Origin of the sequence: Sphingomonas sp. PP-CE-1G-424, assembly GCF_004341085.1 — a bacterium.
Classification (GTDB): Bacteria; Pseudomonadota; Alphaproteobacteria; order Sphingomonadales; family Sphingomonadaceae; genus Sphingomonas.
The window spans coordinates 577,465-600,126 of sequence record NZ_SLXW01000003.1; the positions used below are offsets into that span (position 1 = coordinate 577,465).

Annotated in this window: 24 protein-coding genes; 12 read left to right on the forward strand and 12 right to left on the reverse strand. The window is 65.8% G+C overall.

Going from position 1 to position 22,662, the window contains the following annotated elements; genetic code table 11:
* Positions 1 to 92: 92 nt before the first annotated feature.
* On the reverse strand, positions 93 to 1,463 hold the full coding sequence (locus C8J43_RS12740) for a cytochrome P450 (protein ID WP_133031202.1): 1,371 nt from the start codon (positions 1,461 to 1,463) through the stop codon (positions 93 to 95).
* 104 nt (positions 1,464 to 1,567) lie between these two features.
* Here C8J43_RS12740 and C8J43_RS12745 point away from each other — a divergent pair, with 104 nt between their 5' ends.
* Positions 1,568 to 2,347 (forward strand): SDR family NAD(P)-dependent oxidoreductase, encoded by a 780-nt coding sequence (locus tag C8J43_RS12745; RefSeq protein WP_133031203.1) that lies wholly within the window; start codon positions 1,568 to 1,570, stop codon positions 2,345 to 2,347.
* Between the two features lie 99 nt (positions 2,348 to 2,446).
* Here the strand turns inward: C8J43_RS12745 and C8J43_RS12750 are convergent, their stop codons facing one another.
* Together C8J43_RS12750 and C8J43_RS12755 are read right to left on the reverse strand one after the other, a co-directional pair.
* The gene (locus C8J43_RS12750) at positions 2,447 to 4,066 is read right to left on the reverse strand and encodes a choline dehydrogenase (protein ID WP_133031204.1); all 1,620 of its coding nucleotides are present in this window, start codon (positions 4,064 to 4,066) and stop codon (positions 2,447 to 2,449) included.
* Between the two features lie 57 nt (positions 4,067 to 4,123).
* Positions 4,124 to 4,678: a TetR/AcrR family transcriptional regulator gene (locus tag C8J43_RS12755; RefSeq protein WP_165899618.1), complete on the reverse strand. Its 555-nt coding sequence runs from the start codon at positions 4,676 to 4,678 to the stop codon at positions 4,124 to 4,126.
* 114 nt (positions 4,679 to 4,792) lie between these two features.
* Between C8J43_RS12755 and C8J43_RS12760 the strand changes: the two genes are divergently transcribed.
* From C8J43_RS12760 to C8J43_RS12800, 9 genes are all read left to right on the forward strand, one after another.
* A complete protein-coding gene (locus C8J43_RS12760) occupies positions 4,793 to 6,046 on the forward strand; it encodes an acetyl-CoA C-acetyltransferase (protein ID WP_133031206.1) in 1,254 nt (417 codons plus the stop codon).
* Entirely contained in the window at positions 6,046 to 7,584 is a 1,539-nt protein-coding gene (locus C8J43_RS12765) for an acyl-CoA synthetase (RefSeq protein ID WP_133031207.1), read from the forward strand. Before C8J43_RS12760 ends, C8J43_RS12765 begins: the two co-directional genes overlap by 1 nt.
* Positions 7,581 to 8,678 (forward strand): acyl-CoA dehydrogenase family protein, encoded by a 1,098-nt coding sequence (locus C8J43_RS12770; protein ID WP_133031208.1) that lies wholly within the window; start codon positions 7,581 to 7,583, stop codon positions 8,676 to 8,678. The genes C8J43_RS12765 and C8J43_RS12770 overlap by 4 nt, the downstream gene beginning before the upstream one ends.
* Before the next feature lie 10 nt (positions 8,679 to 8,688).
* Positions 8,689 to 9,909 (forward strand): acyl-CoA dehydrogenase family protein, encoded by a 1,221-nt coding sequence (locus tag C8J43_RS12775; RefSeq protein ID WP_133031209.1) that lies wholly within the window; start codon positions 8,689 to 8,691, stop codon positions 9,907 to 9,909.
* A 154-nt stretch (positions 9,910 to 10,063) separates the two neighbouring features.
* Complete coding sequence (locus C8J43_RS12780; RefSeq protein ID WP_133031210.1) at positions 10,064 to 10,291, forward strand: hypothetical protein; 228 nt, start codon at positions 10,064 to 10,066, stop codon at positions 10,289 to 10,291.
* A gap of 7 nt (positions 10,292 to 10,298) precedes the next feature.
* Entirely contained in the window at positions 10,299 to 11,801 is a 1,503-nt protein-coding gene (locus tag C8J43_RS12785; protein ID WP_279388837.1) for a coniferyl aldehyde dehydrogenase, read from the forward strand.
* A gap of 68 nt (positions 11,802 to 11,869) precedes the next feature.
* Positions 11,870 to 12,334, forward strand: a complete 465-nt coding sequence (locus tag C8J43_RS12790; protein ID WP_133031212.1) for a hypothetical protein — start codon at positions 11,870 to 11,872, stop codon at positions 12,332 to 12,334.
* An 86-nt stretch (positions 12,335 to 12,420) separates the two neighbouring features.
* Positions 12,421 to 14,469, forward strand: a complete 2,049-nt coding sequence (locus C8J43_RS12795; protein WP_243645563.1) for a TonB-dependent receptor — start codon at positions 12,421 to 12,423, stop codon at positions 14,467 to 14,469.
* A complete protein-coding gene (locus C8J43_RS12800) occupies positions 14,469 to 15,623 on the forward strand; it encodes a PepSY-associated TM helix domain-containing protein (protein WP_133031213.1) in 1,155 nt (384 codons plus the stop codon). Before C8J43_RS12795 ends, C8J43_RS12800 begins: the two co-directional genes overlap by 1 nt.
* Positions 15,624 to 15,630: 7 nt before the next feature.
* Here the strand turns inward: C8J43_RS12800 and C8J43_RS12805 are convergent, their stop codons facing one another.
* Positions 15,631 to 16,491 carry an NAD(P)-dependent oxidoreductase gene (locus C8J43_RS12805; protein WP_133031214.1) on the reverse strand — a complete coding sequence of 287 codons (861 nt, stop codon included), beginning with the start codon at positions 16,489 to 16,491 and terminating at the stop codon, positions 15,631 to 15,633.
* Positions 16,492 to 16,580: 89 nt separating this feature from the next.
* Complete coding sequence (locus C8J43_RS12810) at positions 16,581 to 16,841, reverse strand: hypothetical protein (protein WP_133031461.1); 261 nt, start codon at positions 16,839 to 16,841, stop codon at positions 16,581 to 16,583.
* Positions 16,842 to 17,044: 203 nt separating this feature from the next.
* Here C8J43_RS12810 and C8J43_RS12815 point away from each other — a divergent pair, with 203 nt between their 5' ends.
* Positions 17,045 to 18,481 carry an NAD-dependent succinate-semialdehyde dehydrogenase gene (locus tag C8J43_RS12815; RefSeq protein WP_133031215.1) on the forward strand — a complete coding sequence of 479 codons (1,437 nt, stop codon included), beginning with the start codon at positions 17,045 to 17,047 and terminating at the stop codon, positions 18,479 to 18,481.
* A 60-nt stretch (positions 18,482 to 18,541) separates the two neighbouring features.
* Here the strand turns inward: C8J43_RS12815 and C8J43_RS12820 are convergent, their stop codons facing one another.
* The 3 genes from C8J43_RS12820 to C8J43_RS22555 form a co-directional block, all read right to left on the reverse strand.
* Positions 18,542 to 19,003, reverse strand: coding sequence for a DUF1465 family protein (locus tag C8J43_RS12820; RefSeq protein ID WP_243645564.1), 462 nt, complete (start codon positions 19,001 to 19,003; stop codon positions 18,542 to 18,544).
* 136 nt (positions 19,004 to 19,139) lie between these two features.
* On the reverse strand, positions 19,140 to 19,337 hold the full coding sequence (locus tag C8J43_RS12825) for a DUF465 domain-containing protein (RefSeq protein WP_056048712.1): 198 nt from the start codon (positions 19,335 to 19,337) through the stop codon (positions 19,140 to 19,142).
* 14 nt (positions 19,338 to 19,351) lie between these two features.
* Entirely contained in the window at positions 19,352 to 19,486 is a 135-nt protein-coding gene (locus C8J43_RS22555) for a hypothetical protein (protein WP_279388833.1), read from the reverse strand.
* Positions 19,487 to 19,572: 86 nt separating this feature from the next.
* On the opposite strand from C8J43_RS22555, the gene C8J43_RS12830 reads away from it, so the two are divergent.
* Positions 19,573 to 19,728, forward strand: coding sequence for a DUF465 domain-containing protein (locus tag C8J43_RS12830; protein WP_082444127.1), 156 nt, complete (start codon positions 19,573 to 19,575; stop codon positions 19,726 to 19,728).
* 73 nt (positions 19,729 to 19,801) lie between these two features.
* Here C8J43_RS12830 and C8J43_RS12835 read toward each other — a convergent pair whose 3' ends face one another.
* The 4 genes from C8J43_RS12835 to C8J43_RS12850 form a co-directional block, all read right to left on the reverse strand.
* Entirely contained in the window at positions 19,802 to 20,182 is a 381-nt protein-coding gene (locus tag C8J43_RS12835; RefSeq protein ID WP_133031217.1) for a PilZ domain-containing protein, read from the reverse strand.
* Between the two features lie 176 nt (positions 20,183 to 20,358).
* Entirely contained in the window at positions 20,359 to 20,847 is a 489-nt protein-coding gene (gene dksA / locus C8J43_RS12840) for an RNA polymerase-binding protein DksA (RefSeq protein ID WP_056048710.1), read from the reverse strand.
* A 585-nt stretch (positions 20,848 to 21,432) separates the two neighbouring features.
* A complete protein-coding gene (locus tag C8J43_RS12845; RefSeq protein WP_133031218.1) occupies positions 21,433 to 21,939 on the reverse strand; it encodes a hypothetical protein in 507 nt (168 codons plus the stop codon).
* Between the two features lie 249 nt (positions 21,940 to 22,188).
* Positions 22,189 to 22,629 (reverse strand): host attachment family protein, encoded by a 441-nt coding sequence (locus C8J43_RS12850; RefSeq protein WP_133031219.1) that lies wholly within the window; start codon positions 22,627 to 22,629, stop codon positions 22,189 to 22,191.
* Positions 22,630 to 22,662: the final 33 nt, after the last annotated feature.

A 22,662-nucleotide genomic window follows, 5' to 3' on the forward strand; every position in this document is an offset into this window, starting at 1 on the left:
GCAAAGGCCGGCGTCGCCGCGAGCAGGAGGAGAGCAAGGGTCAAGCGCAACGAACGGCTCCTTCGAATGAACCGCGGTACGATGACACATTATTACGTTGAGGCAAGCGGTACGAAGGTAACCGGCAAACCGTCCTTCGGCCGCGGGATCGGGAAGACCTGCCACGCATCGCCGCTGCCCGCCGCCGCCTCGATCCGGTAACGCATAAGCAGATGCGCGATCAGCAGCCGCATCTGCATCGTCGCGAAGTGCAAGCCGATGCACATATGCGCGCCGCCGCCGAACGGCACCCAGGCGAACCGGTGGCGCCCCTTCGACGCCTCGGGCGTGAAGCGGAGCGGGTCGAACTTGTCGGGATCGGGCCAATACTCGGCCATCCGGTGCGTATAGGTGATGGCGGTGTTGACGCTCGTGCCCGCCGGGATATCGAACCCGCCGAAGCTGAAATCCTTGAGCGCACGCCGCGGGATCGACGGGACGGGCGGCATCATCCGCAGCGATTCCTTGAACGCGTATTCGGTTAGGATCAGGCGATCGAGCTGCTCGGTCAGCGGCACATCCGGGTCGAGCGCGGCGACCTCCTCGCGCAGCCGCTCCTGCCAGTCCGGGTTGCGCGCGAGCAACATCACCAGGCTGGTCGCGGACGAGGTGATCGTATCGTGCGCCGCCATCATCAGGAAATTCATGTGGTCGGCGATTGCCAGCGCGGTCAGCGGCGCACCGTCGTCATCGGTCGCGCGGCAGAATTGTGAGAAGAAGTCCTGGCCATCGCCGGTCCGCCGTGCGGGTATTTCGCGTTCGAAGAAGTCGACCAGATAGGCGCGGGCGCGGACGCCTTTGCGCATCTGCGTGCCGGGCCAGGGTTTGCGGATCGGCGAGACGCTCGCCTGCACCTCGTCGACAAACGCCTGATTGATCCGGTCCGCCTCCGCGCCGAGCGGCACGCCGAGGAAGCTGGTCGCAGCGAGATCGAGCGTGAGCTTCTTCACCACATCGTAGAAGCGCAACGTCTGCCCGGCCCAGCCGCCGATCGCGGCCTCGATGCCCGCGTCGAGTTCGGTCGCGTAATGCCGCATCGGCTCGGGCTTGAACGCCACCGACAGCGCCTTGCGGTCGGCGCGATGCTTGTCGAAGTCCATCAGCATCAGGCCACGCGGGAACAGCATGTTGAGCAGCGGCCCCCAGCCCTGTTCGGACGAGAAGATCTTGTCGCGATCGAACAGCACCAGTTCGTTCGCGTCGGGTCCGAGCAAGTTCACGCCGGTGCCGCCGAGTGCGCGATTGCGATAGATCGGGCCGTATCGTGCGGCCATACCCTCGCTAAACGCGATCGGATCGGCCAGCAATTTGAAGGTGTTGCCGACAAACGGCAGGCCATTGCTGCCCGGAATATGATCGAGCGCGCCCTTGGGCTGACGCGGGAGCCAGTGCGGACTGGCATTCTGCAACATGGCATGGCTCATCGACAAATCCTCAGCGACATGCCGGCTTGGCAAGCTTCGAATACCGGCATAACTAATGTTCTGCAACCGGGGCGCGGATCTCGGGGCTTTGACAGGAGAGATGCATGGACCTCGCAAACAGTGCAGCCGTGGTGACCGGCGGTGCGTCGGGCTTGGGCGCGGCGACAGCGCGCGCGCTGGCCGCCAAGGGGGTGAAGGTGGCGATCTTCGACCTTCAAGCGGACAAGGGCGAAGCGCTTGCGGACGAGATTGGCGGGGTGTTCTGCAAGGTCGATGTCACGTCCGACGACAGCGTCGATGCGGGGTTCGCGGCGGCGCATGCGGCGCATGGTCAGGAGCGGATCCTGGTCAATTGCGCGGGCACGGGGAACGCGGCGAAGACTGCGGGGCGATCGAAGCAGGACGGCTCGATCAAGCATTTCCCGCTCGATGCGTTCGACCGGATCATCCAGATCAACCTCGTCGGCACGTTCCGCTGCCTCGCCAAATCGGCGGCTGGGATGCTGACGTTGGAGCCGGGTGAAGACGGCGAGCGGGGGGCAATCGTCAACACGGCGAGCGCGGCGGCGGAGGATGGCCAGATGGGCCAAGCTGCGTATTCCGCGTCGAAGGCAGGGGTGGTCGGGATGACCTTGCCGATTGCGCGCGATCTTATGAGCGAGGGGATCCGCGTGAACACGATCCTGCCGGGGATCTTCGACACACCGCTGCTGGCGGCGGCCCCGCAGCAGGTGCGCGATGCGCTGGCGGCTTCGGTACCGTTTCCGAAGCGGCTCGGGCGGCCGGAGGAGTTTGCGGCGCTGGCGCTGACGATGATCGAATGCGGGTATTTCAATGGGGAGGACGTGCGGCTGGACGGCGCGATCCGGATGGCGCCTCGGTAACGCCCTCCCCGTCATCCTGACGAAAGTCAGGACCCAGAGCCACGAACGACATCGCTTGTGATCCTGGGTCCTGACTTTCGTCAGGATGACGGGTTTGGATCAGGCCGCCCGCGCCAACTGCCGCCCCTTGATCATGTCCGCGGCCTTCTCCGCGATCATGATCGTCGGGGCGTTGGTGTTCGACCCGATCAGCGTCGGCATCACCGATGCGTCGACCACCCGCAGTCCTTGCAACCCACGCACCGCCAAGCTCGCATCGACCACCGCCAGTGTATCGTCTGCGGCGCCCATCTTGCACGTCCCCACAGGGTGATAGATCGTCTCAGCCGTCCGCCTTACCCAGGCGTCGATCTCGTCATCGGTGCGGACGTCCTCGCCCGGCGACAATTCCCCCGCCCGGTACGGATCGAGCGCCGCCTGCCGCGCCACATCGCGACCGATCCCGACGCACGCGCGCATCACGCGGCGATCCTCCGCGGTCGCGAGATAGTTCGCGACGATCGTCGGGTCGGCGAACGGGTCGGCCGAGCGCAACCCGATGCGCCCCCGACTCTCCGGCCGCAACTGGCAGAGATGCAGCGTGAAGCCGTCCTCGACCGCCTTGGTCCGCCCGTGATCCTGCATGATCGCGAGCACCGCGTGGATCTGCACGTCGGGCCGCGACAGCCCCTCGCGCGACGACACGAACGCGCCCGCCTCGAGGAATTGCTGCCGCCCCGCCCCCTTGCCCCGCAACAAGTAGTTCAGCCCGACGCCAATCATCCCCACGCCCTTGGTCATCGCGTACCCGGTCCGCAGCCCGCGCGATTTCCAGTTCATCACGACGTCGAGATGGTCCTGCAAATTCTCCCCGACGCCGGGCAGCGCATGCACCACACCGACCCCTGCCGCAGTCAGCCGATCCGGATCGCCGATCCCTGACAACTGGAGGATGTGCGGCGACTGCACCGCCCCCGCGCACAGCAGTACCTCGCGCGTCGCCGTCACGCTCTCCTTCCGCCCGCCCTTGTCGAGCACGTAATCGACGCCGGTCGCGCGTCCCTTGTCAATCCGAATCCGCGTCGTCCGCGCGCCCGTGACGCAGGTCAGGTTGCGCCGCGACAGTACCGGCCGCAGATACGCCGCTGCCGTGCTCCAACGCTTCCCGTCCGCCACGGTCAGGTCGTAGCGCCCGAACCCCTCCTGGCTCGCGCCGTTGAAATCCTCGGTCACCGGATAGCCAGCTTGGCGCCCGGCCTCGACCAGCGCGTCGTAGAACGGGCTGTCGGACTCGCCGCCGGAGATCGTCAGCGGTCCCCCGCCACCATGCAGGTCGCTTTCGCCGCGATGATGCCCTTCGAGCCGCTTGAAATACGGCAGCACGTCGTCGAACGACCAACCAGGCAAGCCCATCTGCCGCCACTCGTCGTAATCCTGCGGATGGCCCCGCGTGTAGATCATGCCGTTGATCGACGAGCTGCCGCCCAGCCCCTTGCCGCGCGGCCACCACAGCCGCCGGTTGTCGAGATGCGGCTCGGGCTCGGTCGAGAAGCCCCAGTTGCTCGCATTCTTGCTTTTGATGAGTTCGCCGACGCCGGCGGGCATCCGCACCAGCACGCCATCGTTGCGGCCGCCCGCTTCGAGCAGCAGCACGCTCACCCCCGGGTCCTCTGTCAGCCGCGCGGCGAGCACACAGCCGGCCGAGCCCGCGCCGATAATCACGTAGTCATACTTCCGCATGCCCGCATCCCCCCGTTTCGCGCTCCGCTTTTTACGGAGTCGCGTCAGTCCGTTACGCTAGCGCTCGCACAGCAGGGTCAGCAATCCCTCACGCAACACGCTGCGGTCGATCCCCTCGTCGGCATGAACCTGGCTGAGACCGATCGCCAGCAGCGCATAGCTGCGGATTTCGGCTTCGACCGGCTCGAACCCATGGGCGACCAGTTCCGCGATCAGGAACGCCATCACCTTTTCGTCATGCTCGCGGATCGCCGCCGCCGCCCGCACGTCGCTTTTTCCCCAGGCCCGCATCGCCAGCGCCAGCTGCGCCATGTCGTGATCGCGGACATGGTCCGCAAACGCCCGGATCCGCTCGACCGGCGCAAGATCCGACGCGGAGAGCGCTACGATCAAGGGGTCGATATGCGCCTCGACGAAATACCCCGCGAGCGCCGCATGATACCCGTCGAAGTCCTTGAAATGATGGTAGAAGCTTCCCGTCGAAGCGCCGAGCGTCTGCGCCAGACCCCGAAGCTTCAGCGCGCGCAACCCGCCATCCTTCAGCAACTGCAAGCCGATTTCCAGCCAGTCGCGCGGCGCCAGATCCGCCCGTGGTGCCGTCGCGTCTTCCACCAATACCCTGCTTGACAAGCCATTCCCCATAACGAATGTTACGCCGTGCTGGCACCGGACGCAATCCGGCACCAGGCACCACGACCGAACCGGCGGGTGCAACAGGAGAGCGATGTGGCCGAGGCACTGATCATCGACGCCGTCCGTACCCCGCGCGGTATCGGCAAGACCGGCAAGGGCGCGCTTGCGCACATGCACCCCCAACATCTCGCCGCGACCGTCCTGAAGGCGATTGCCGAGCGAAACAAGCTGGATACCGCCGATGTCGACGACATCATCTGGTCGACCTCGACGCAGCGTGGCGAGCAGAGCGGCGATCTCGGGCGGATGGCAGCGCTCGATGCAGGCTATGACGTGAAGGCGAGCGGGACGACGCTCGACCGGTTCTGCGGCGGCGGGATTACCGCGGTAAACTTCGCCGCGGCGCAGATCATGAGCGGGATGGAGGACCTCGTGATCGCCGGCGGCACCGAGATGATGTCGCTGACCACGACGATGATGCAGGATGACATGGCGGCGGGCAAGCGGCCGCTCGGGATCGGCTCGGGCAACGCCAGGCTCGACGCGGCGCATCCGCAATCGAACCAGGGCATCTGCGCCGACGCCATCGCCAGCATCGAGGGGATCGACCGCGCAACGCTCGAAGCGCTCGGGTTGGAGAGCCAGCGCCGCGCCGCAGTGGCGATCGCCGAAGGGCGGTTCGATCGCAGTCTAGTGCCGGTCACCGACGCGACCGGCGCGTTGGTTCTTGAAAAGGACGAATACCCCCGTCCCGACACCACCGCCGAGGGACTCGCCGCACTCCGCCCGTCGTTCGCCGGGATTGCCGACGTGCCGCTCGACGACAAGGGCACGACCTTCCGCAAGCAGATCAACCGGCGCTATCCCGACGTGGATATCAAGCACGTCCATCACGCCGGCAATTCCTCCGGTGTGGTCGATGGCGCTGCAGCCGTACTGCTCGCGAGTGCCGATTACGCTGCCAAGCACGGGTTGAAGCCCCGCGCGCGGATCGTCGCGATGGCGAACATGGGCGACGACCCGACGCTGATGCTCAACGCCCCCGTCCCCGCCGCGCGGAAGGTTCTGGCGAAGGCTGGGCTGGCGGTCGACGACATCGACCTGTGGGAGATCAACGAGGCGTTCGCGGTGGTCGCCGAGAAGTTCATCCGCGACCTGAAACTCGACCGCGACAAGGTGAACGTCAACGGCGGCTCGATCGCGCTGGGCCATCCGATCGGCGCGACCGGGGCGATCCTGATCGGCACGATATTGGACGAGCTCGAACGCTGCGACCTGAAGCGCGGGCTCGTGACGATGTGCGCGGGCGGCGGGATGGCCCCGGCGATCATCATCGAGCGCGTCTGATGCACCCCGTCGCGCACGCGCTGACGACGCCCGACAAACCCGCCTACATCATGGCGGCGACGGGCGAGACGGTGACGTATCGCGACCTCGACGAACGGGCAAACCAAGGCGCGCATCTGCTCCGGTCGCTCGGGCTGAAGCGCGGCGACGGGATTGCTGTGCTGATGGACAATTCGGCGCGCTATCTGGAGATCATGTGGGCGGCCGAGCGTCCCGGCGTGTATTGCACGTGCCTGTCGTCGAAGCTGACCGCGGCCGAGGCGGCGTACATCATCCGCGACGGCGATTGCCGGGTGCTGATCGTGAGCAAGGGATGCGCACAAGTAGCCGCCGCGCTGGTACCTATGCTCGACGACGTGCGCCGCTACGTCGTCGACGGCGCGATCGACGGGTACGCGTCTTACGAAGCCGCGCGTGATGCGAAACCCGCCACGCCCATTGCCGACCCGTCGCCCGGCGGCATCCTGCTCTATTCCTCCGGCACCACCGGCAAGCCCAAGGGGGTGAAGCACGCGCTGTCGGACGAGCCGTTTGGCACCAACGTCTCGCCGCTCGTGATGCTCGGCAAAGGGCTGTACGGCTTCACGCCCGAGATGGTATATCTCTCGCCCGCGCCGCTCTATCACGCGGCGCCGCTGCGCTGGTCGATGGCGGTACACCAGGTCGGCGGCACCGTCGTAGTGATGGAGCATTTCGACCCGGGAGCCGCGCTCGCCGCGATCGAACGCTACCGGATCACGCACGCGCAATGGGTGCCGACGCACTTCATCCGCCTGCTCAAACTGCCGCCCGAGGTCCGCGCGCGTTACGACGTGTCGTCACTCAAAGCCGTTTGGCACGCCGCCGCCCCCTGCCCGCTCCCGGTCAAGCAGGCGATGATCGACTGGTGGGGCCCGATCATCGGCGAATATTATGCCGGCACCGAGGGCAACGGGTTCTGCGCGATCTCCAGCGCGGAGTGGCTGACGCACAGGGGCTCGGTCGGCCGCAACCTTACCGCGCAGACGATGATCTGTGACGAAGACGGCAATGCACTGCCACCGCGCGCCGAAGGCGACGTGTATTTCGCGGGCGGCGGGGCGTTCGAATATCACAACGATCCCGCCAAGACCGCGGAAGCCGCCAACGCGCTCGGCTGGACGACGCTCGGCGATGTCGGCTGGCTCGACGATGAGGGCTATCTCTACCTCACGGATCGCAAGAGCTTCATGATCATCTCGGGCGGCGTGAACATCTATCCCGCCGAGATCGAGAACCTCCTCGTCACGCATCCGAAGGTCGCCGACGTCGCGGTGATCGGCGCGCCCGACGACGAGATGGGCGAGCAGGTGGTCGCGATAATCTGCCCCGCCGACCCGACCGAGGATCGCGAGCAACTCGCCGCCGAACTCAGCGCCTTCGCCCGCGCGAACCTCAGCCACGTCAAGGCGCCGCGCCGGATCGACTTTCGCGACACGCTGCCGCGCCACGAGACGGGCAAGCTCTACAAGCGCCTGCTCCGCGACGAATATTGGGCGCATTCGAAGGAGTCCGCATGAACTTCGATTATTCCGACGACCAGAAATTCCTCAAGGACGAAGTGCGCAAGTTCTTGGCCGCGCACTGCGGCAGCGACCGGGTCCGCGCGGTACTCGACGATCCTGCCAAAGCGTATGACGCTGATCTCTGGAAGGCGGTCGGCGAACAGGGCTGGCTCGGCGCAGCGATCCCCGAAGAGTTCGGCGGGCTGGGGCTCGGCCATATCGAACTCGGCGCGATCGCCGAGGAACTGGGGCGTGCCTGCGCGCCGATCCCGTTCGCCTCGACCATCTATTTCGTCGCCGAAGCGCTGATGCTGTACGGCAGCGACACCCAGAAAGTTCGATGGCTGCCTAGGATCGCGGCGGGTGACGTCATCGGTGCATTCGCAACGTCGGAAGGCGCCGGCCCGGTCACTGCACGATCGGTCCGCACCACCGTCTCCGGCGGCAAACTCACGGGCGAGAAAATCCCCGTCACCGATGGCGACGTCGCCGACCTGATCGTCGTCCTCGCCCGCGACGGGCTCTACCTCGTCGAGAAGGGCGCAGGCGTCACCGCCGAAGTCCTCGAAACGCTCGACCCGACCCGCAGCGCGGCGCGGCTCACCTTCAATGGCGTGCCTAGCGAAAGACTTGGCAGCGACGATGGGATCGCCGCGATGCAGGCGGTGTTCGACCGTGCCGCGGTCCTGCTCGCGTTCGAGCAGCTTGGCGGCGCGGATCGCTGTCTTGAGATGGCGAAGGGTTATGCGCTCGATCGCTACGCGTTCGGCCGGCAGATCGGCGGGTATCAGGCGATCAAGCACAAGCTTGCCGACATGTACGTGAAGAACGAACTCGCACGTTCGAACGCCTATTATGGCGCGTGGGCGCTGAACGCGGGCGCCGCCGAACTCCCGCTCGCCGCCGCGACCGCGCGCGTCGCTGCGTCAGACGCATACTGGTTCGCGTCGAAGGAGAACATCCAGACGCATGGCGGGATGGGTTTCACCTGGGAGTCTGACTGCCACCTCTATTACCGCCGCTCACGCCAGCTCGCGCTCGTCGCCGGCAGCCCCGCCGCATGGCGCGAACGGCTCGTCGGCCAACTCGAAATGCGCAACGCCGCCTGAAAGGACGAGCATGGACTTCAAGGACAGCGACGCCGAAGCCGCTTATCGCGCCGCCGCGCGCGACTGGCTCGAGGCGAACATCGCCGAGCACGATGACGGCCATTACACCGACGACATGGCCAAGGCGAAGGCCTGGCAGGCGCGCAAAGCGGCTGGCGGCTATGCTTGCATCACATGGCCGCAGGAATGGGGCGGCGGTGGCGGCACGCCGATCGAAAGCGTGATCTTCGGCCAGGAAGAAGCGCGCCACGCGGTCGACGGCAGCTATTTCACGATCGGGCTCGGGATGTGCGTGCCGACCGTGATGGCCTATGCCGACGACGCGACCAAGCACCGCTTCGTCGGCCCCGCGGTGCGCGGCGACGAGATCTGGTCACAGCTCTTCTCCGAACCCGCCGGCGGCTCCGACGTCGCCGCGATCCGTACGCGAGCCGTCCGCGCCAAAAACGAGAATGGGAGCGACGACTGGGTCATCAACGGCCAGAAGGTCTGGACCTCGGGCGCGCATTACAGCGACTATGGCATCGTCCTCGTCCGCACCAATCCGGACGTGCCGAAGCACCAGGGCCTGACGATGTTCTGGCTCGACCTGAAGGCGCTGGGGATCGAGATCCGGCCGATCCACCAGATGTCCGGCGGGTCGAGCTTCAACGAAGTATGGTTCGAGGACGTGCGGATATCCGACGCGCAGCGGCTCGGACCCATAGACGGCGGCTGGAAAGTCGCGCTGTTCACGCTGATGAACGAACGCCTGGCGATCGGCACGAGCGGTGGCGTCGGCCCGGAGGATATCATCGCCTTCGCCGCCCAGGCCAACGGCGCAGACGGTCCGCTGCTGAAGGACACGGCCTTCCGCCAGACGCTAGCCGACTGGTGGGTGCAATCCGAAGGCCTGCGCAACACCCGGATGCGGACGATTACCGCACTGTCGAAGGGCCAGGTGCCCGGCCCCGAAAGCTCGATCGGCAAGATCGTCGCCGCCAACCAGCTACAGGCGATCGGCAACACCGCGGTCGAGGCGGGCGATCAATACGGCATCATATCCGACCCCGCGCTTACCCCGCTCAAAGGCGCATTCCACGCCGCAACCATGTGGGCGCCCGGCCTACGCATCGCCGGCGGCACCGACGAGATCCTCAAGAACATCATCGCCGAACGCGTCCTCGGCCTCCCCGGCGAAATCCGCGTCGACAAGGATCAGGCGTTCCGGGATCTGCCGGTGGGAGCTTGAAGCGCAGTGCGGCCCCCGCATTCTTCGTCACGGCCGACCCGATAGACGTCACGCCCGAAGACGTGGCCCATGGGGCAATGCTGTTGCTTCGCTATCTGAGGCTTGGGGGCTTGCCCGATGGCCAACGAAGGTTCAGCTTTTACCGATGAAAAACTTGGATATCGCCGAACGCCGATTGATCGGTCACGGTCACGCCGCGGAAGTCTCGATCAGGATCGGCGCACGGACGAAATTCGATGCCCGCGTGACCAACGCAGGCCTGCTTTCCGTCGGCGTCCTCGTGTCGAGTATTCTGCTGTCGAGCGCCGTCATCGTCCTGGCAGCGGGAGGTAAGCACAAACGAAAGCCGTTGGCACCGCCTCCCGCTGAGCACCGCAACTAGCGGCGGTATCTACAACGTCACACGATCGCTTGGCGTTCGCTTTGACCCCGCACACCTTGCGAGGCGGGTTTGTTACCCATTCGAGGATGCCCCGATGACCGACATGCACACCATCCTGACCGCCCAGCGTGACGCGTTCATGGCCGATATGCCGGTCACCAAGGCCGTCCGCCTCGATCGGCTCAAGCGTGCTGCGGCGATGGTGCGGGACAATGCCGCGCGGTTCTGCGACGCGGTGTCGGAGGATTTTGGGCATCGTAGCCGTGAACAGACGATGATCACGGATATCGGCGCGTCGCTCGCGCCGATCGCGCATGCGGCCAAGCATCTCGACCGCTGGATGCGCCGCGACCGGCGTCCGGTGCAGTTTCCCTTGGGACTGCTCGGCGCGAAGGCCTGGGTCGAATACCAGCCCAAGGGCGTGATCGGCATCATCGCGCCGTGGAATTTCCCCGTGAACCTGCTGATCGGTCCGCTCGCGGGCGTGTTCGCCGCGGGCAATCGCGCGATGGCGAAGACGAGCGAATACACCCCTGCCACCGCTGCATTGTTCGAAGAACTCGCCCCGCGGTATTTCGCGCAGGACGAACTCGCGATCGTCTCGGGCGATGCGGAGGTCGGCAAGGCCTTCTCCGCGCTCCCGTTCGATCACCTGATCTTCACCGGCGCGACCGCGATCGGCCGCCACGTCCTCCACGCCGCCGCGGATAATCTGACCCCGGTCACGCTCGAACTCGGCGGCAAATCGCCAGTAATCCTCGGCGCATCGGCCGATATCGTTAAGGCAACCGAACGCGTGACGCTCGGCAAGATGATGAACGCCGGGCAGATCTGCCTCGCACCCGACTACATGCTGGTGCCCTCGGCGGACGAGGCAAAAGTGGTCGACGGTATCAAGGCGGCGGCCAGCGCGATGTACCCGACGCTGCTCGCCAACGCCGACTACACGTCGGTGGTCAACGACCGCCATCACCAGCGCCTCACCGACTGGATCGCCGACGCCCGTGCGAAGGGCGCGACGGTCGAGGTCGTGAACCCCGCCAACGAGGATTTCGGCGCCGCTAACTCGCGGAAGATGCCGCTGCACATCGTCCGCGACGCGACCGACGACATGATCGTGATGCAGGAGGAAATCTTTGGCCCGGTCCTGCCGATCCGCCGCTACGACGGCATCGACGACGCGATCGCGCAGGTGAACCGCCGCGACCGACCGCTTGGGCTCTATTATTTCGGCAGCGACGACGCCGAACGCCGCCGCGTGCTCGACCGGACGATCTCGGGCGGGGTGACGCTCGACGATGTGATCTTCCACATCTCGATGGAGGACCTGCCGTTCGGGGGCAGCGGCCCGTCGGGCATGGGCGCGTATCACGGGATCGACGGCTTCCGCACGTTCAGCCACGCGCGCGCCGTCTTCAAGCAATCGCGGCTCGATGTCGCCAAGCTCGCCGGATTGAAGCCGCCTTATGGTGCGGCGGCTGCAAAGACGATCGCGCGCATGATCCGCTGATCCTTTCCGTGCGGGGGAGGACAGGATGGCCAAGTGACAGGCCGCCCGCACCCCGCTACCCCCGAGTCGTGTACCGTCTTCGCCGCCTTTCCCTGTCCCATCGCTACCTCGCGGCAATGCTGTGCATGGCGGCGCTGGCGATGAAGCTGCTGGTGCCCTCGGGCTACATGGTATCCAGCGAGCACGGCCGGATCGCGATCACGCTCTGCTCGGGGATGACGCCGCGGGACATGACGGCACAAGGCATGACGGCACAGGCGGTGGCCCCACAGGCGATCGCCATGCCGGGCATGCACGACGATGGCGCCGGATCGGCGATGAACCACGATCGCTCGACCAAGCACGACAAGGCGGAGATGCCCTGCGCGTTCTCGAGCCTGACCGCGCACGCGCTGGAAAGTGTCGATCTCGTCCTGCGTATCGCTGCGATCGCGTTCGCCATGGCGCTCGCATGGCGGTATGTCCGACCGCTCCCGCGCGCGCTGACGCGGTATCTGCGCCCGCCGTTACGCGGCCCGCCGGCCTACCTCTGATCCTCTGAAACGCATGTCGCCGAGCGCGATGTGCACCGATTCATGACGCGCATCCCCGAGATGCGCGCCGATCACTGGAATTGCCGATGTTTCGATTCACGCCTCCCCACGAGGCGACGATGGCGCTGGCCGTCGTCGTGCCGCTGCTCGCGTTCGCCACGCCGAGTACCGCGCAAACCGCCAATGCCCCGACGACCGAGAGCGATACGCGCTTCACGATCGGCGACATCGTCGTGACCGCGCCGAGCATGGCGCGCTCGACCGGCAACGTCCTGACCTCGGTCGATCTGCTCGGCGGCGACGTCGCGCAGCGCCAGTCGGTCGACAACGCCTGGGAGATCTTCGCGCGGCTGCCGGGCGTCGTGCTGACCGATTTCAATCAGGGCACGACATCGGGCCGCTTCTCGATCCGAGGGTTCAACGGCGAGGGCGAGATCAATGCGGTCAAGCTGATGATCGACGGCGTCCCGACCAACGACAATGCCGGCGGGATGACCGGCATCGACATGGTCGCACCGCTCGACATCGCCGGGATCGAACTGGTCCGCGGCACGTCCGATCCGCGCTGGGGCCTCAACAACATCGCCGGCAACGCCAACATCCTGACCCGGATCGGCGGCACCTACCTAGACGCACGGCTCATTGGCGGCGCGTTCGGGACCGTCGATGGCCAGGTGTCGGCGGGGCTCGAACGCGGCAAGTTCAGCCAGAATTACCTCGTCAGCTATCGTCGCACCGACGGCTATCGCGACCATGCCGATCTCGATCGTCTCAATCTCGCGGGCAAATGGTTCTACGATTTCGGCGCGACCCGGATCGGCGCGATCGTCCGCTACTCGACCGCGACCGCGCAGGAACCGGGCTATCTCACTGACGCCGACGCCTATACCGACCGGCAGCGATCCTATGCGGTGTCCGAGACCGATGGCGGCAAGCGTCGGATCGGCCAGTACAGCCTCCACCTCGATTCGGACCTGGCCGACACGCTGGCGCTCAGCGCAAAGGGCTATGCGAACAGCCTCACCGACGACCGCTACGTCCGCTTCTCGGCCAGCGTCGCGCAGCAGCGGCGGCTGACCGACGAATGGCAATATGGCGGCATCGTCGCGCTGCATTATCATCCGCATGTCGACTTTCTCCACGCGCTGATGATCGAAGCGGGGGGCGACATCCAGGTGCAGGACAATCGCAGCCTGCGCTGGCTGACCGATCGCCGCGTCATCACCAGCCAGACGCGCGACCAGCAATTCGGCCTGACCGTGTATGGCGGCTATCTCCAAGCGGTGATCGAGCCGACCGCCTGGCTCAAGATCACGCCGGCGTGGCGGGTCGACCGGGTCGAGGGGCATTTCGCCAACCGGCTTGCGGGCACCACCGCACCGATCAACGACTATGGTACGATCAGCCAGCCCAAGCTCAGCGTCGCAATCACCCCGGTCCGCGATGTCACGCTCTATGCGAACTATGGCCGGACGTTCCAGATCGGCGCGGGTTCGGGCGCCTATCTGGTGCCGCCGCGCACCGTCGATGTCGCCCCCTCGATCAACGAAGGATATGAGGGCGGTATCAAGGTCACGCAGGGTCGCTGGCTCGAGGCGCGCGTCGCGCTGTGGCAACAGACCGCGAGCGGCGAACTAAAGCGACGGCTGAACGACCCGTCGGGCGATTTCGACAATCTCGGCAAGACCCGGCGGCGCGGAATCGATCTCCAGCTCGACCTCAAACCGGCGCGCGGCGTCGACCTGTGGGGCAGCTATTCGCACCAGACCGCGACGATCGTCACCCCCGACCCTGCAACGCCGTCGCAGGCCGGCAACGCGATCGATCATGTCCCGCAGAACGTCGTCTCGGGCGGGCTCGACGTGACGGCGATCGATCGGTTGCGACTGTCGCTCTGGGGCAATGGCCAGTCGAGTTACGAACTCTCCCCTGCCAACACGCAGGGACGCTATGGCGGCTACGTCGTGCTCAACACGGAGGTCGCCTACGCGGTGACGCCGCACGTCGAGGTGTCGCTGCAGATCAAGAACCTTGCCAACGAGCATTACGAATATGTTTGGTACGACGGGACGCAGCGGCTCCACGCCCCCGCCGATCCGCGCGCGCTGTTCGGCGCGGTGCGGCTGCGGCTCTGATGATTGCCCGGATTACTGCCCCGATCGCCGCCCCGATTCCCGCCCGGCCACGATCGGCGCGAGTCGTCGTTCGTCACATCCATCTGTGGCTCGGCCTATCGATAGGGCTGATCTTCGCGTTTGCCGGACTGACTGGCAGCGCGCTCGTATTCTACCCGGAGATCGACGCGGCGTTCAGCCCGGCGTTACGCGCAGTGCCGGACGGTACGCGCCCGCCATCGTGGCAGGCGGTCGTGGATACGCTCCACCGCGAGCATCCCGCGCGAACCGGCGCCTGGCGGATCGAGATCGACCCGAGCGGCGGCGCGATCCCGGTCCGCTACTACACGCCGCAGGAGACCGCCGGGCGTGCGTTCGCGCCGATGCTGCTGTGGATCGACCCGGTCCGCCTGACGACGATCCGGGCCGGGTTCTGGGGCGATACGGTCGTAACCTGGATCTACGACCTGCATTATCGCCTGCTGCTCGGCGAACCGGGCGGCATCGCGATGGGCATCGCCGGCATCGCGATGCTCGTTCTCATCGCCAGCGGACTCTGGGCGTGGTGGCCGAGACCGGGTGGATGGTGGCGGGCGCTGCGGTTCAAGCGCCCCGCCGCCGCGATCCGCCGGCTCTACGATCTCCACAAGCTGACCGGGCTGATCGGGTTGATCCCGCTGCTCGCGATCACCGCGACCGGCGTCCTGCTCGACCTGCCCGACCAGACCCGACCGTTGATCGCGCGCGCGTCGCCACTCTTCCATGTGCCTGCGCTTACGGTCGAACCGGTGGGGCCCGCGCTGCCGGTCGACCGCTTGATCGCAGTCGCCCAGCGCCGGTTTCCCGATGGCGCGCTTGCCTGGATCGAGACACCGGCAACGACCACCGCGCCGATCCGGATCAATCTCGCGCGGCCGGGCGAGCCGAGCCGCCGGTTCCCGCGTACCAACGTCTGGCTCGACCCGTATACCGGCCGGATCCTCGCCGTCCGCGACGGTCTCGCCGACACCAGCGGCGATACGGTGCTGAACTGGCTGCATCCGCTGCACGGCGGCGAGGCGTTCGGGTTGATCGGACGGTGGCTGGCGTTCGTCACCGGACTGGTACCAAGCGCGATGCTGGTGACCGGTCTGCTGCGCTGGCGACGGCGATCGCCGCCCCGCCACCGGTCCTAGCCCGCGGCTAGGCGATACCCGCACCGCGCCGAACCGCCAGCGCGACGCCCGCCCAGTCGACATCCTCGCCCTCGCTGGCGATCACCGAGCGCAAATGGTCGCGGACGATACCGAGGATCGGCATCGGTGCGCGGAGCATGGTCGCCGCGGTATCCGCCAGCGTCATGTCCTTGAGGCCGAGCGGTGCGGCAAAGCCGGCGGGGTGGAACCGGTCCTCGACGAGGATGTCGCCATAGGTCTGGTAGATCGGCGCGCCGAACAGCGTGCCGGTCAACACGTCGAGCAACGTCCGGCGATCGACGCCGCCTTTCTCGGCCAGGGTCATTGCCTCCGCCATCGCCTCGACCGCGGCCATAATCATGAAATTGCCGCTGAGCTTGACGAGGTTCGCGGCCGACGGCGTCTCGCCGATGCGGAACGTCCGCTGTCCGATCGCGCCGAACAGCGGCTCGCACCGATCGAGGTTGGCCGGCGCGCCGGCAGCGATCACGAACAGTTTGGCGGCCTCCGCCGCGACCGGACGGCCGAACACCGGCGCCGATACGAAGCCGTTGCCCGCGTCCGCCGCAAGACGATCCGCGAGCGCGATGCCGATCGTGCTGTGCGACACGTGCAGCGCTGGAGCACCTTGAATACCCCCCTCGCCGTACACCACTGCCTCGAGCGCGCGATCGTCCGCGAGCATGGTCATCACCACCTCGCCTTGCGCCGCGTCGACCGGCTTCTCGGCCAAGTGCGCGCCTGCTTCGACGAGCTTGGCGGCCTTGTCCGCCGACCTGTTCCACACCGTCACGTCATGTCCCGCCTTGAGCAGATTGGCGGCCATCGCGCCGCCCATCTGGCCGAGGCCGATAAAACCGATCTTCATGTCATCAATCCTGTCCTGGTACGCCACACCACAGCGCAGGGACGGCGCGGACGTTCCGATCGCGCGTCGCGCCGATGATCGAAATCACGCTAGTCCGACGATCGAACGAGTTCGACGATCTCGAAATCATATCGATCCCAGCCGCGCGCGATGCCGGGATCGCTTGCGGCAGCACGCTTCCGGCGGGCCTCGGTGAGCGACTTGGTATGGCCCCAGAACACCTCGGTCCGCCCGCCGCCGAGATGCGCCACCAGCCGCCAATAATGCGTGAACGGCGTCGCCGTCGGGCCGATCGTCTTCACATACCCGTCCGGCAGGGTCGCGGTCAGCAGATACTTCTTCTTCGCCATAGACTGGCGAGCATGCACCAAGATCGTCGACACGACTATTGGTCGCGCATCGGTGGGCATCCAGCGCGACGCACGTGCGGCATGGGGTTGCGCCTCGGCAATGCCCCGACGATGTACTCGCGATGGGCAGTGCGTGGCCTCACGTTCAGGCTAAGTTCGACCCACTGGCGCGCAACGCCCCGCAACACGGATGGAGACGATCTATGACGACGGCCTATGACACGAGCCTCGGCCTGTACATCGCTGGCGAATGGATGAGCGGCGACGGGCGCGAGACGCGTGACGTGCTCAATCCAGCGACCGGCGCGGGTCAGGCCGCATTGCCGCTCGCGACCGCCGCCGATCTCGACCGCGCACTCGAGGCGACGCAGCGCGGGTTCATCGCCTGGCGCGCGACCCCGCCCGAAAAGCGCGCGGCGATCCTCATCCGTACCGCGCAATTGCTCCGCGAGCGCGCCGATCACATCGCCCGGATCGCGACGCTCGAACAGGGCAAGATTCAGGCCGAGGCGAAGGGCGAGGTCGCCTTTGCTGCCGCGCTGCTCGACTTCCACGCCGGTGAAGCGCAGCGCATCTATGGGCGCGTACTGCCACGTCCGTCGGGCTCGCGCAGCCTCGTCCTGCATCGGCCGGTCGGTCCGGTCGCCGCGTTCTGCGCCTGGAACTTCCCGGTGATGAACGTCGTCCGCAAGATCGCGCCCGCACTCGCGGCGGGGTGCTCGATCATCATCAAGCCGTCCGAGGAAACCGCGGGCAGCGCGGTCGAAGTGCTGAAATGCTTCCAGGATGCCGGGCTGCCCGGCGACGTCGCGCAGTGCGTGTTCGGCGTTCCTGACATGGTCTCCCGCCACCTGCTCGCCTCGCCGATCACGCGGAAGCTGAGCTTCACCGGATCGGTCCCGGTCGGCAAGGCGCTGATGAAGCTTGCCGCCGACACGATGATGCGGACGACGATGGAGCTTGGCGGGCACGGACCGGTGCTGGTGTTCGCCGACTGCGATCTCGACAAGACGCTCGACACGCTGGTCGCGCACAAGTTTCGCAACGCGGGGCAGGTCTGCGTCGCGCCGACCCGCTTCCACGTTCAGGACGGCATCTACGATCGGTTCACCGCAGGTTTTGCCGAACGGACTCGCGCGCTGAAGGTCGGCGACGGGATGGCCGCGACCAGCCAGATGGGCCCGATGGCCAATGCGCGCCGACCCGAGGCGATCGCCGAACTGGTCGGCGATGCGACCGATCACGGCGCCAAGCTGCTCGCGGGCGGCGAGTATGGCGGCAGCGGCGGGTTCTTCTTCCAGCCGACCGTGCTGTCGGACGTGCCGCTATCGGCGCGCGCGATGAACGAGGAGCCGTTCGGCCCGATCGCGCTGCTCAGCCGCTTTGCGACCGACGAAGACGCGATCACCGAAGCCAACCGCCTGCCATTCGGTCTGGCCGCCTATTGCTTCACCGAGAATGGACGCCGGCAGAACATGCTCGGCGACGCGATCGAGGCGGGGATGATCGCGATCAACAACGTCCGGCTCAGCTATCCCGACAGCCCGTTCGGCGGGATCAAGGACAGCGGCCACGGTTCCGAGGACGGTCCGGAAGGCGTTGCCGCACACCTGATCACCAAGACCGTACACATCAGCTGATCGCGACCAACTCTTGTCGCGGACCGCGGCCGATGCACCCTATCGCGGTGCATCGGCCGCCTAGAATGCCTGGGCCAGCCGCCGATGCATCGAACGTACCGCACTCGGCAGCGTGTCGGGGAGCGATTGCGCGGCGTCCAGCAGCGCGACCCGTCGATGCAGGTCCGTACTCGAGTCGATCAACGCACGCGCCCGGGCCGGCAGGGATTCAAGCAGAACCCTGTCGGTAACCGGCCCATCTCCCAGGCGGCGCAACGGATCGAGCGCATCCTTTACGTCCAGTTCGCCGGCCTGAACCGCGCGCTGCGTCAGCAGCCACGCGATCACGTGCATGAGACGCGTCGTGACCTTGAGCGATTCGCAGCTGAAACCGACGCGCACGAACGGATCGAGCCCGTCGCGCTCGTTACGGCCCACTTCATCGAAATAGGCGCGCGCTTCGTCGGCCAGCAGCATCGATTCGCTATACAGCGCGTCGATCAACCGACGATGCATCTGCGTTTCGTGTCGAGAGTCAGTCATGGACAGCGCGATGGCATAGCGCGCCTGCGTAGCCCATCATGGCGAACGCCGCGTTAACCAAGATCTGTCCCGAAATGCGTCGTTCGGTGCGGCGGGGTCCTGATCTGAGCGGGAACGCGTCAGACGAGGACGGCGATCACGCGATGATGTCGGGGATCAGCATATCCTCGCGCGCGGCAATCTCGTCGCGGAGCCGCAGCTTGCGTTTCTTCAATCGCGCCATCTGCAGCTGATCGGGCACGGGCTTGGCCGCCAGCGCCGCGATCGCGTCGTCGAGATCGCGATGCTCGATGCGCATGGCTTCGAGTTGAGCTTTGGTCTGCGCCTCGTCCACCTCGTCCCCCGGTATTACTGGCTGCTGCCGTGCCCCTTAGCAAATCCGCCGACCGGCGCGAGCGCTAAACCGACCGAGCCGGCGATTTGCGGCAATGCGGGACGATCTGCGATCCGTGCACCGGTCATCGCAGAAAACCGGTCGTTCAATCGATTTGGTCCATTTCCGATGAAGACATTTCGATGACACAGTGGTTTACTCTGCTCCCCAACCCGAATGCAGGAGGTATCCTACCGTGCAGACGACGCATCAGACAGCTCTGGAAACCAAGCACGCCGTGCTCGATAAACGGATTGCAGCCGAAGCTCACCGGCCTTTGCCCGATGCGACCATCCTGGCAGGATTGAAGAAACAGAAACTCAAGCTGAAAGAGGAAATCGTCAGCCTCTGATTTGCCGCATTTTGGCAACCGCAGCACTCCCCGGACGCTGGTCCGGGGGGACACTGCGAGACAGTCCGCGCGATCAGCGTTCGGTCGTCGCCTTGGCATAGAAGGGCGTATTCGCCGATTGCGACACGCCGGCAACCTTGCGGGCTTTCTTGGGATCTATCGGCGAGTCGAGCGCGATGCCGATGCGACCCTGGGTGCACCATGCGACCTTGCCGCCGATTTCGCCGAGCCCGCGCAGTTCCAGCAGTACCGGTGTTGCGATCGCGACGACCTTGTCCAGTTCGAGCATCAGCCCGCGTTCGGAGAGATTGCGGACACGAACCTCGCGAGGTCCCCGCTCGTCCGCCAGCCTGAGCTTCGCCATGACAAACAGGCTGTCGCGGCTTCCGACGCGGTTGCCCGACACGTCAAGAGACGATGTTTCCTGCCCGTCTGCCGCGGCGTCAGTCGTCATCGACCGGTCAAAAGCTTCTGTCACGCCATTCGTCCCGTTTGGTCGCCGTTCGCTCCCGGCCGCCCCGATCCTTACCGCCGACGGATCATAGCATCATACTGCGACGAAAGACCTAACGGATCCGACGGATGCCGCTGACCCGCACCGTCGACTCCCACGCCGTCGCCCTACGCCGCTCAATCCTCGCGCGAGACCTTCTCGTGCCGCTCGTGACGTTCCTGCGCCTCGACGGTCATCGTCGCGATCGGTCGTGCTTCCAGGCGTGCGAGACTGATCGGCTCACCGGTAACCTCGCAATAGCCGTATTCGCCCTCGTCGATCCGGCGGATGGCAGATTCGATCTTCGAGACCAGCTTGCGCTGCCGATCGCGCGTTCGCAGTTCGATCGACCAGTCGGTCTCGCTCGACGCGCGGTCGGTCAGATCGGCCTCGCGGAGCGAGTCGACCTGCAGCTGCGACAGGGTTTCCTGCGACTCGCGCAGGATCGCTTCTTTCCAGGCCTGAAGCTTGCGTCGGAAATAGGCCTGTTGCCGAAGACTCATGAAAGGTTCGTCGGCATCGGGGCGGTACGCGCCGTCCGCACCGCCGTCATCCGCGCTACGGTCGTTTGCCGCGCCGTGGTTGGAATTGTCGGTATCGTCCATACGATTCATAACGGTCGCCATACCACTCTCCCTTTGGCCTCGTCGGATCAGCCACGCCGATCTCCAGAAGCCTCCCCCAAATGGTGAAAGCGCCTATAGTCGCAGCCGTCCGGCACCACAAGCGACCCCACTTGCGCATCCTGGATCAAAACGGACATTTTATTGCGTGGCTTGCGGCTCGCGTCGCGCGCCAACATTTGGCAAGACCGAACCGGACCTTATCCGCTGGCAGCACGGCCCGGATACCGCGGCACGCGCCTGCTTTTGGTGCTTTTATGTCCCAGCCCGGCACGTTAACGTCGATCGTGTCAGCTATGGATGCGTAAATAGTTCGTTACCTATACTAGGTTCGGATAATGCGGTTGCACTTAACCGTTTCTTTTGCAGTTAGTCGGATAGCAGGATGCAAGCTGCGGACGGGGTGCGGCATTACAGCGAATGTCGACAATGAAAGAATGACGATATGTCGGTGAGGATGGCTCTGGCTAAATTGTGCGCATGCGCATGCGGCGGTGCGTTGATCGGCGGGGGTGCGGTGCACGTCGCCGAGCGGCCGGCACGGACCGCGAACACCAAGCGCGTCCTGGTGAAACATGCGGTTCATCGTCAGGTCGCGTCGGTTGCCCGCCCGCGCCTGCGTCGCCGGGTCACGACGACGACAAGCACCGCCTGCACGCCGACGATCGTCACGGTCGCCAATGCGGCACCAAACCCCGCGATCGCGCCGGTCGGTAGCGGCTTCATCGGTGGCGGCGGCGGCGTTCCCGTCGTGGTCGGCGGCAGCGGCGGTTTCTTTGGTGGTTCGGGCGGATTTGGCGGCGGCTTCGGAGGGGGCTTCGGCGGCGGTGGCGGCGGATCGAGCGGGAGCATCGTGATCTCGTCGACCTCGAGCGGTGGGTCGACGTCGTCGTCGACCGGCGGCGTCAGCAGCACATCGGCATCGGGCGGCTCGAGCGGCGACGTATCGTCGTCGTCGAGCGGCAACGTGTCTTCGTCCTCGAGCGGCAATGTCTCGTCGTCGTCGAGCGGCAACGTGACGTCGGCATCGAGCAGCAGCACCTCCTCCGCCTCGTCGACCTCGTCGGCGAGCAGCACGTCGACCAGCAGCAGCACGAGTTCCGGTGGTCATCATGGCGATCCGCCGGGATCCAGCGGTGGCCCGCCCGCCCCCGTCCCCGCGCCGCCGATGGTGTTGCTGTTCGGTGCGGCCGCAGCCGCGCTGGTGGCTCGCAAGCGGTTCGCGAAACCGGCGGCGGTCAAGGCCTGAACCGGCCTTATTGAGATCAAGCAGGAAAAAGGCCCCGGTGGATCGATCCACCGGGGCCTTTTTTTGTTAGCGGCAATCGGGTTCGCCAGGCGCGATCAGGCGTTCTTGAGTGCCTTCTCGATATCCTTGATCGAATGTCCGGTCAGGTCCTTGTCGAGTTCGCCCTTGAGGCGGCTGACCACTTCCTTGTGATAATGCTTGCGCAGTTCGCCGAGAATCTTCGGCGGCGCGACCACGATCAGCGAGTCATAGGTGTTCTTCAGCGCACCGCTCTTCAGGAAGTCAGCGGCGTCGGCAGCGAAACGGTCTTCCTCGATCTGGTGGAAATCGGTCGGCTCGACCGAACTCTGCACACCGCCCTGTGGCGATGAGGCGCGGCCTGCGGAATCGGTCGCCTGATCGCGCGTTGCCGGATTGTCCTGCTCCTGCGCCTTTTCGACGACGAGATTGGGGAATTCGACATCACCCTCGTTGCGCAGGAACAGCATTTTCCGGCCGTCCGCGACGAGCACGACGGAGTTGTGAGGAAGATGCATGCAGGTTTCTCCTTTTCGCTATGCGTATACCTG

What these genes read in the sequence shown, in the direction of transcription:
- C8J43_RS12805 (WP_133031214.1), bottom strand. Translation starts at nt 16,491, where the DNA reads ATGAAGATCGGTTTTATCGGCCTCGGCCAGATGGGCGGCGCGATGGCC.
- C8J43_RS12750 (WP_133031204.1), bottom strand. Translation starts at nt 4,066, where the DNA reads ATGCGGAAGTATGACTACGTGATTATCGGCGCGGGCTCGGCCGGCTGT.
- C8J43_RS12745 (WP_133031203.1), top strand. Translation starts at nt 1,568, where the DNA reads ATGGACCTCGCAAACAGTGCAGCCGTGGTGACCGGCGGTGCGTCGGGC.
- C8J43_RS12765 (WP_133031207.1), top strand. Translation starts at nt 6,046, where the DNA reads ATGCACCCCGTCGCGCACGCGCTGACGACGCCCGACAAACCCGCCTAC.
- C8J43_RS12770 (WP_133031208.1), top strand. Translation starts at nt 7,581, where the DNA reads ATGAACTTCGATTATTCCGACGACCAGAAATTCCTCAAGGACGAAGTG.
- C8J43_RS12800 (WP_133031213.1), top strand. Translation starts at nt 14,469, where the DNA reads ATGATTGCCCGGATTACTGCCCCGATCGCCGCCCCGATTCCCGCCCGG.
- C8J43_RS12820 (WP_243645564.1), bottom strand. Translation starts at nt 19,003, where the DNA reads ATGACTGACTCTCGACACGAAACGCAGATGCATCGTCGGTTGATCGAC.
- C8J43_RS12795 (WP_243645563.1), top strand. Translation starts at nt 12,421, where the DNA reads ATGTTTCGATTCACGCCTCCCCACGAGGCGACGATGGCGCTGGCCGTC.
- C8J43_RS12850 (WP_133031219.1), bottom strand. Translation starts at nt 22,629, where the DNA reads ATGCATCTTCCTCACAACTCCGTCGTGCTCGTCGCGGACGGCCGGAAA.
- dksA (WP_056048710.1), bottom strand. Translation starts at nt 20,847, where the DNA reads ATGGCGACCGTTATGAATCGTATGGACGATACCGACAATTCCAACCAC.
- C8J43_RS12810 (WP_133031461.1), bottom strand. Translation starts at nt 16,841, where the DNA reads ATGGCGAAGAAGAAGTATCTGCTGACCGCGACCCTGCCGGACGGGTAT.
- C8J43_RS12775 (WP_133031209.1), top strand. Translation starts at nt 8,689, where the DNA reads ATGGACTTCAAGGACAGCGACGCCGAAGCCGCTTATCGCGCCGCCGCG.
- C8J43_RS12835 (WP_133031217.1), bottom strand. Translation starts at nt 20,182, where the DNA reads ATGACGACTGACGCCGCGGCAGACGGGCAGGAAACATCGTCTCTTGAC.
- C8J43_RS12740 (WP_133031202.1), bottom strand. Translation starts at nt 1,463, where the DNA reads ATGAGCCATGCCATGTTGCAGAATGCCAGTCCGCACTGGCTCCCGCGT.
- C8J43_RS12815 (WP_133031215.1), top strand. Translation starts at nt 17,045, where the DNA reads ATGACGACGGCCTATGACACGAGCCTCGGCCTGTACATCGCTGGCGAA.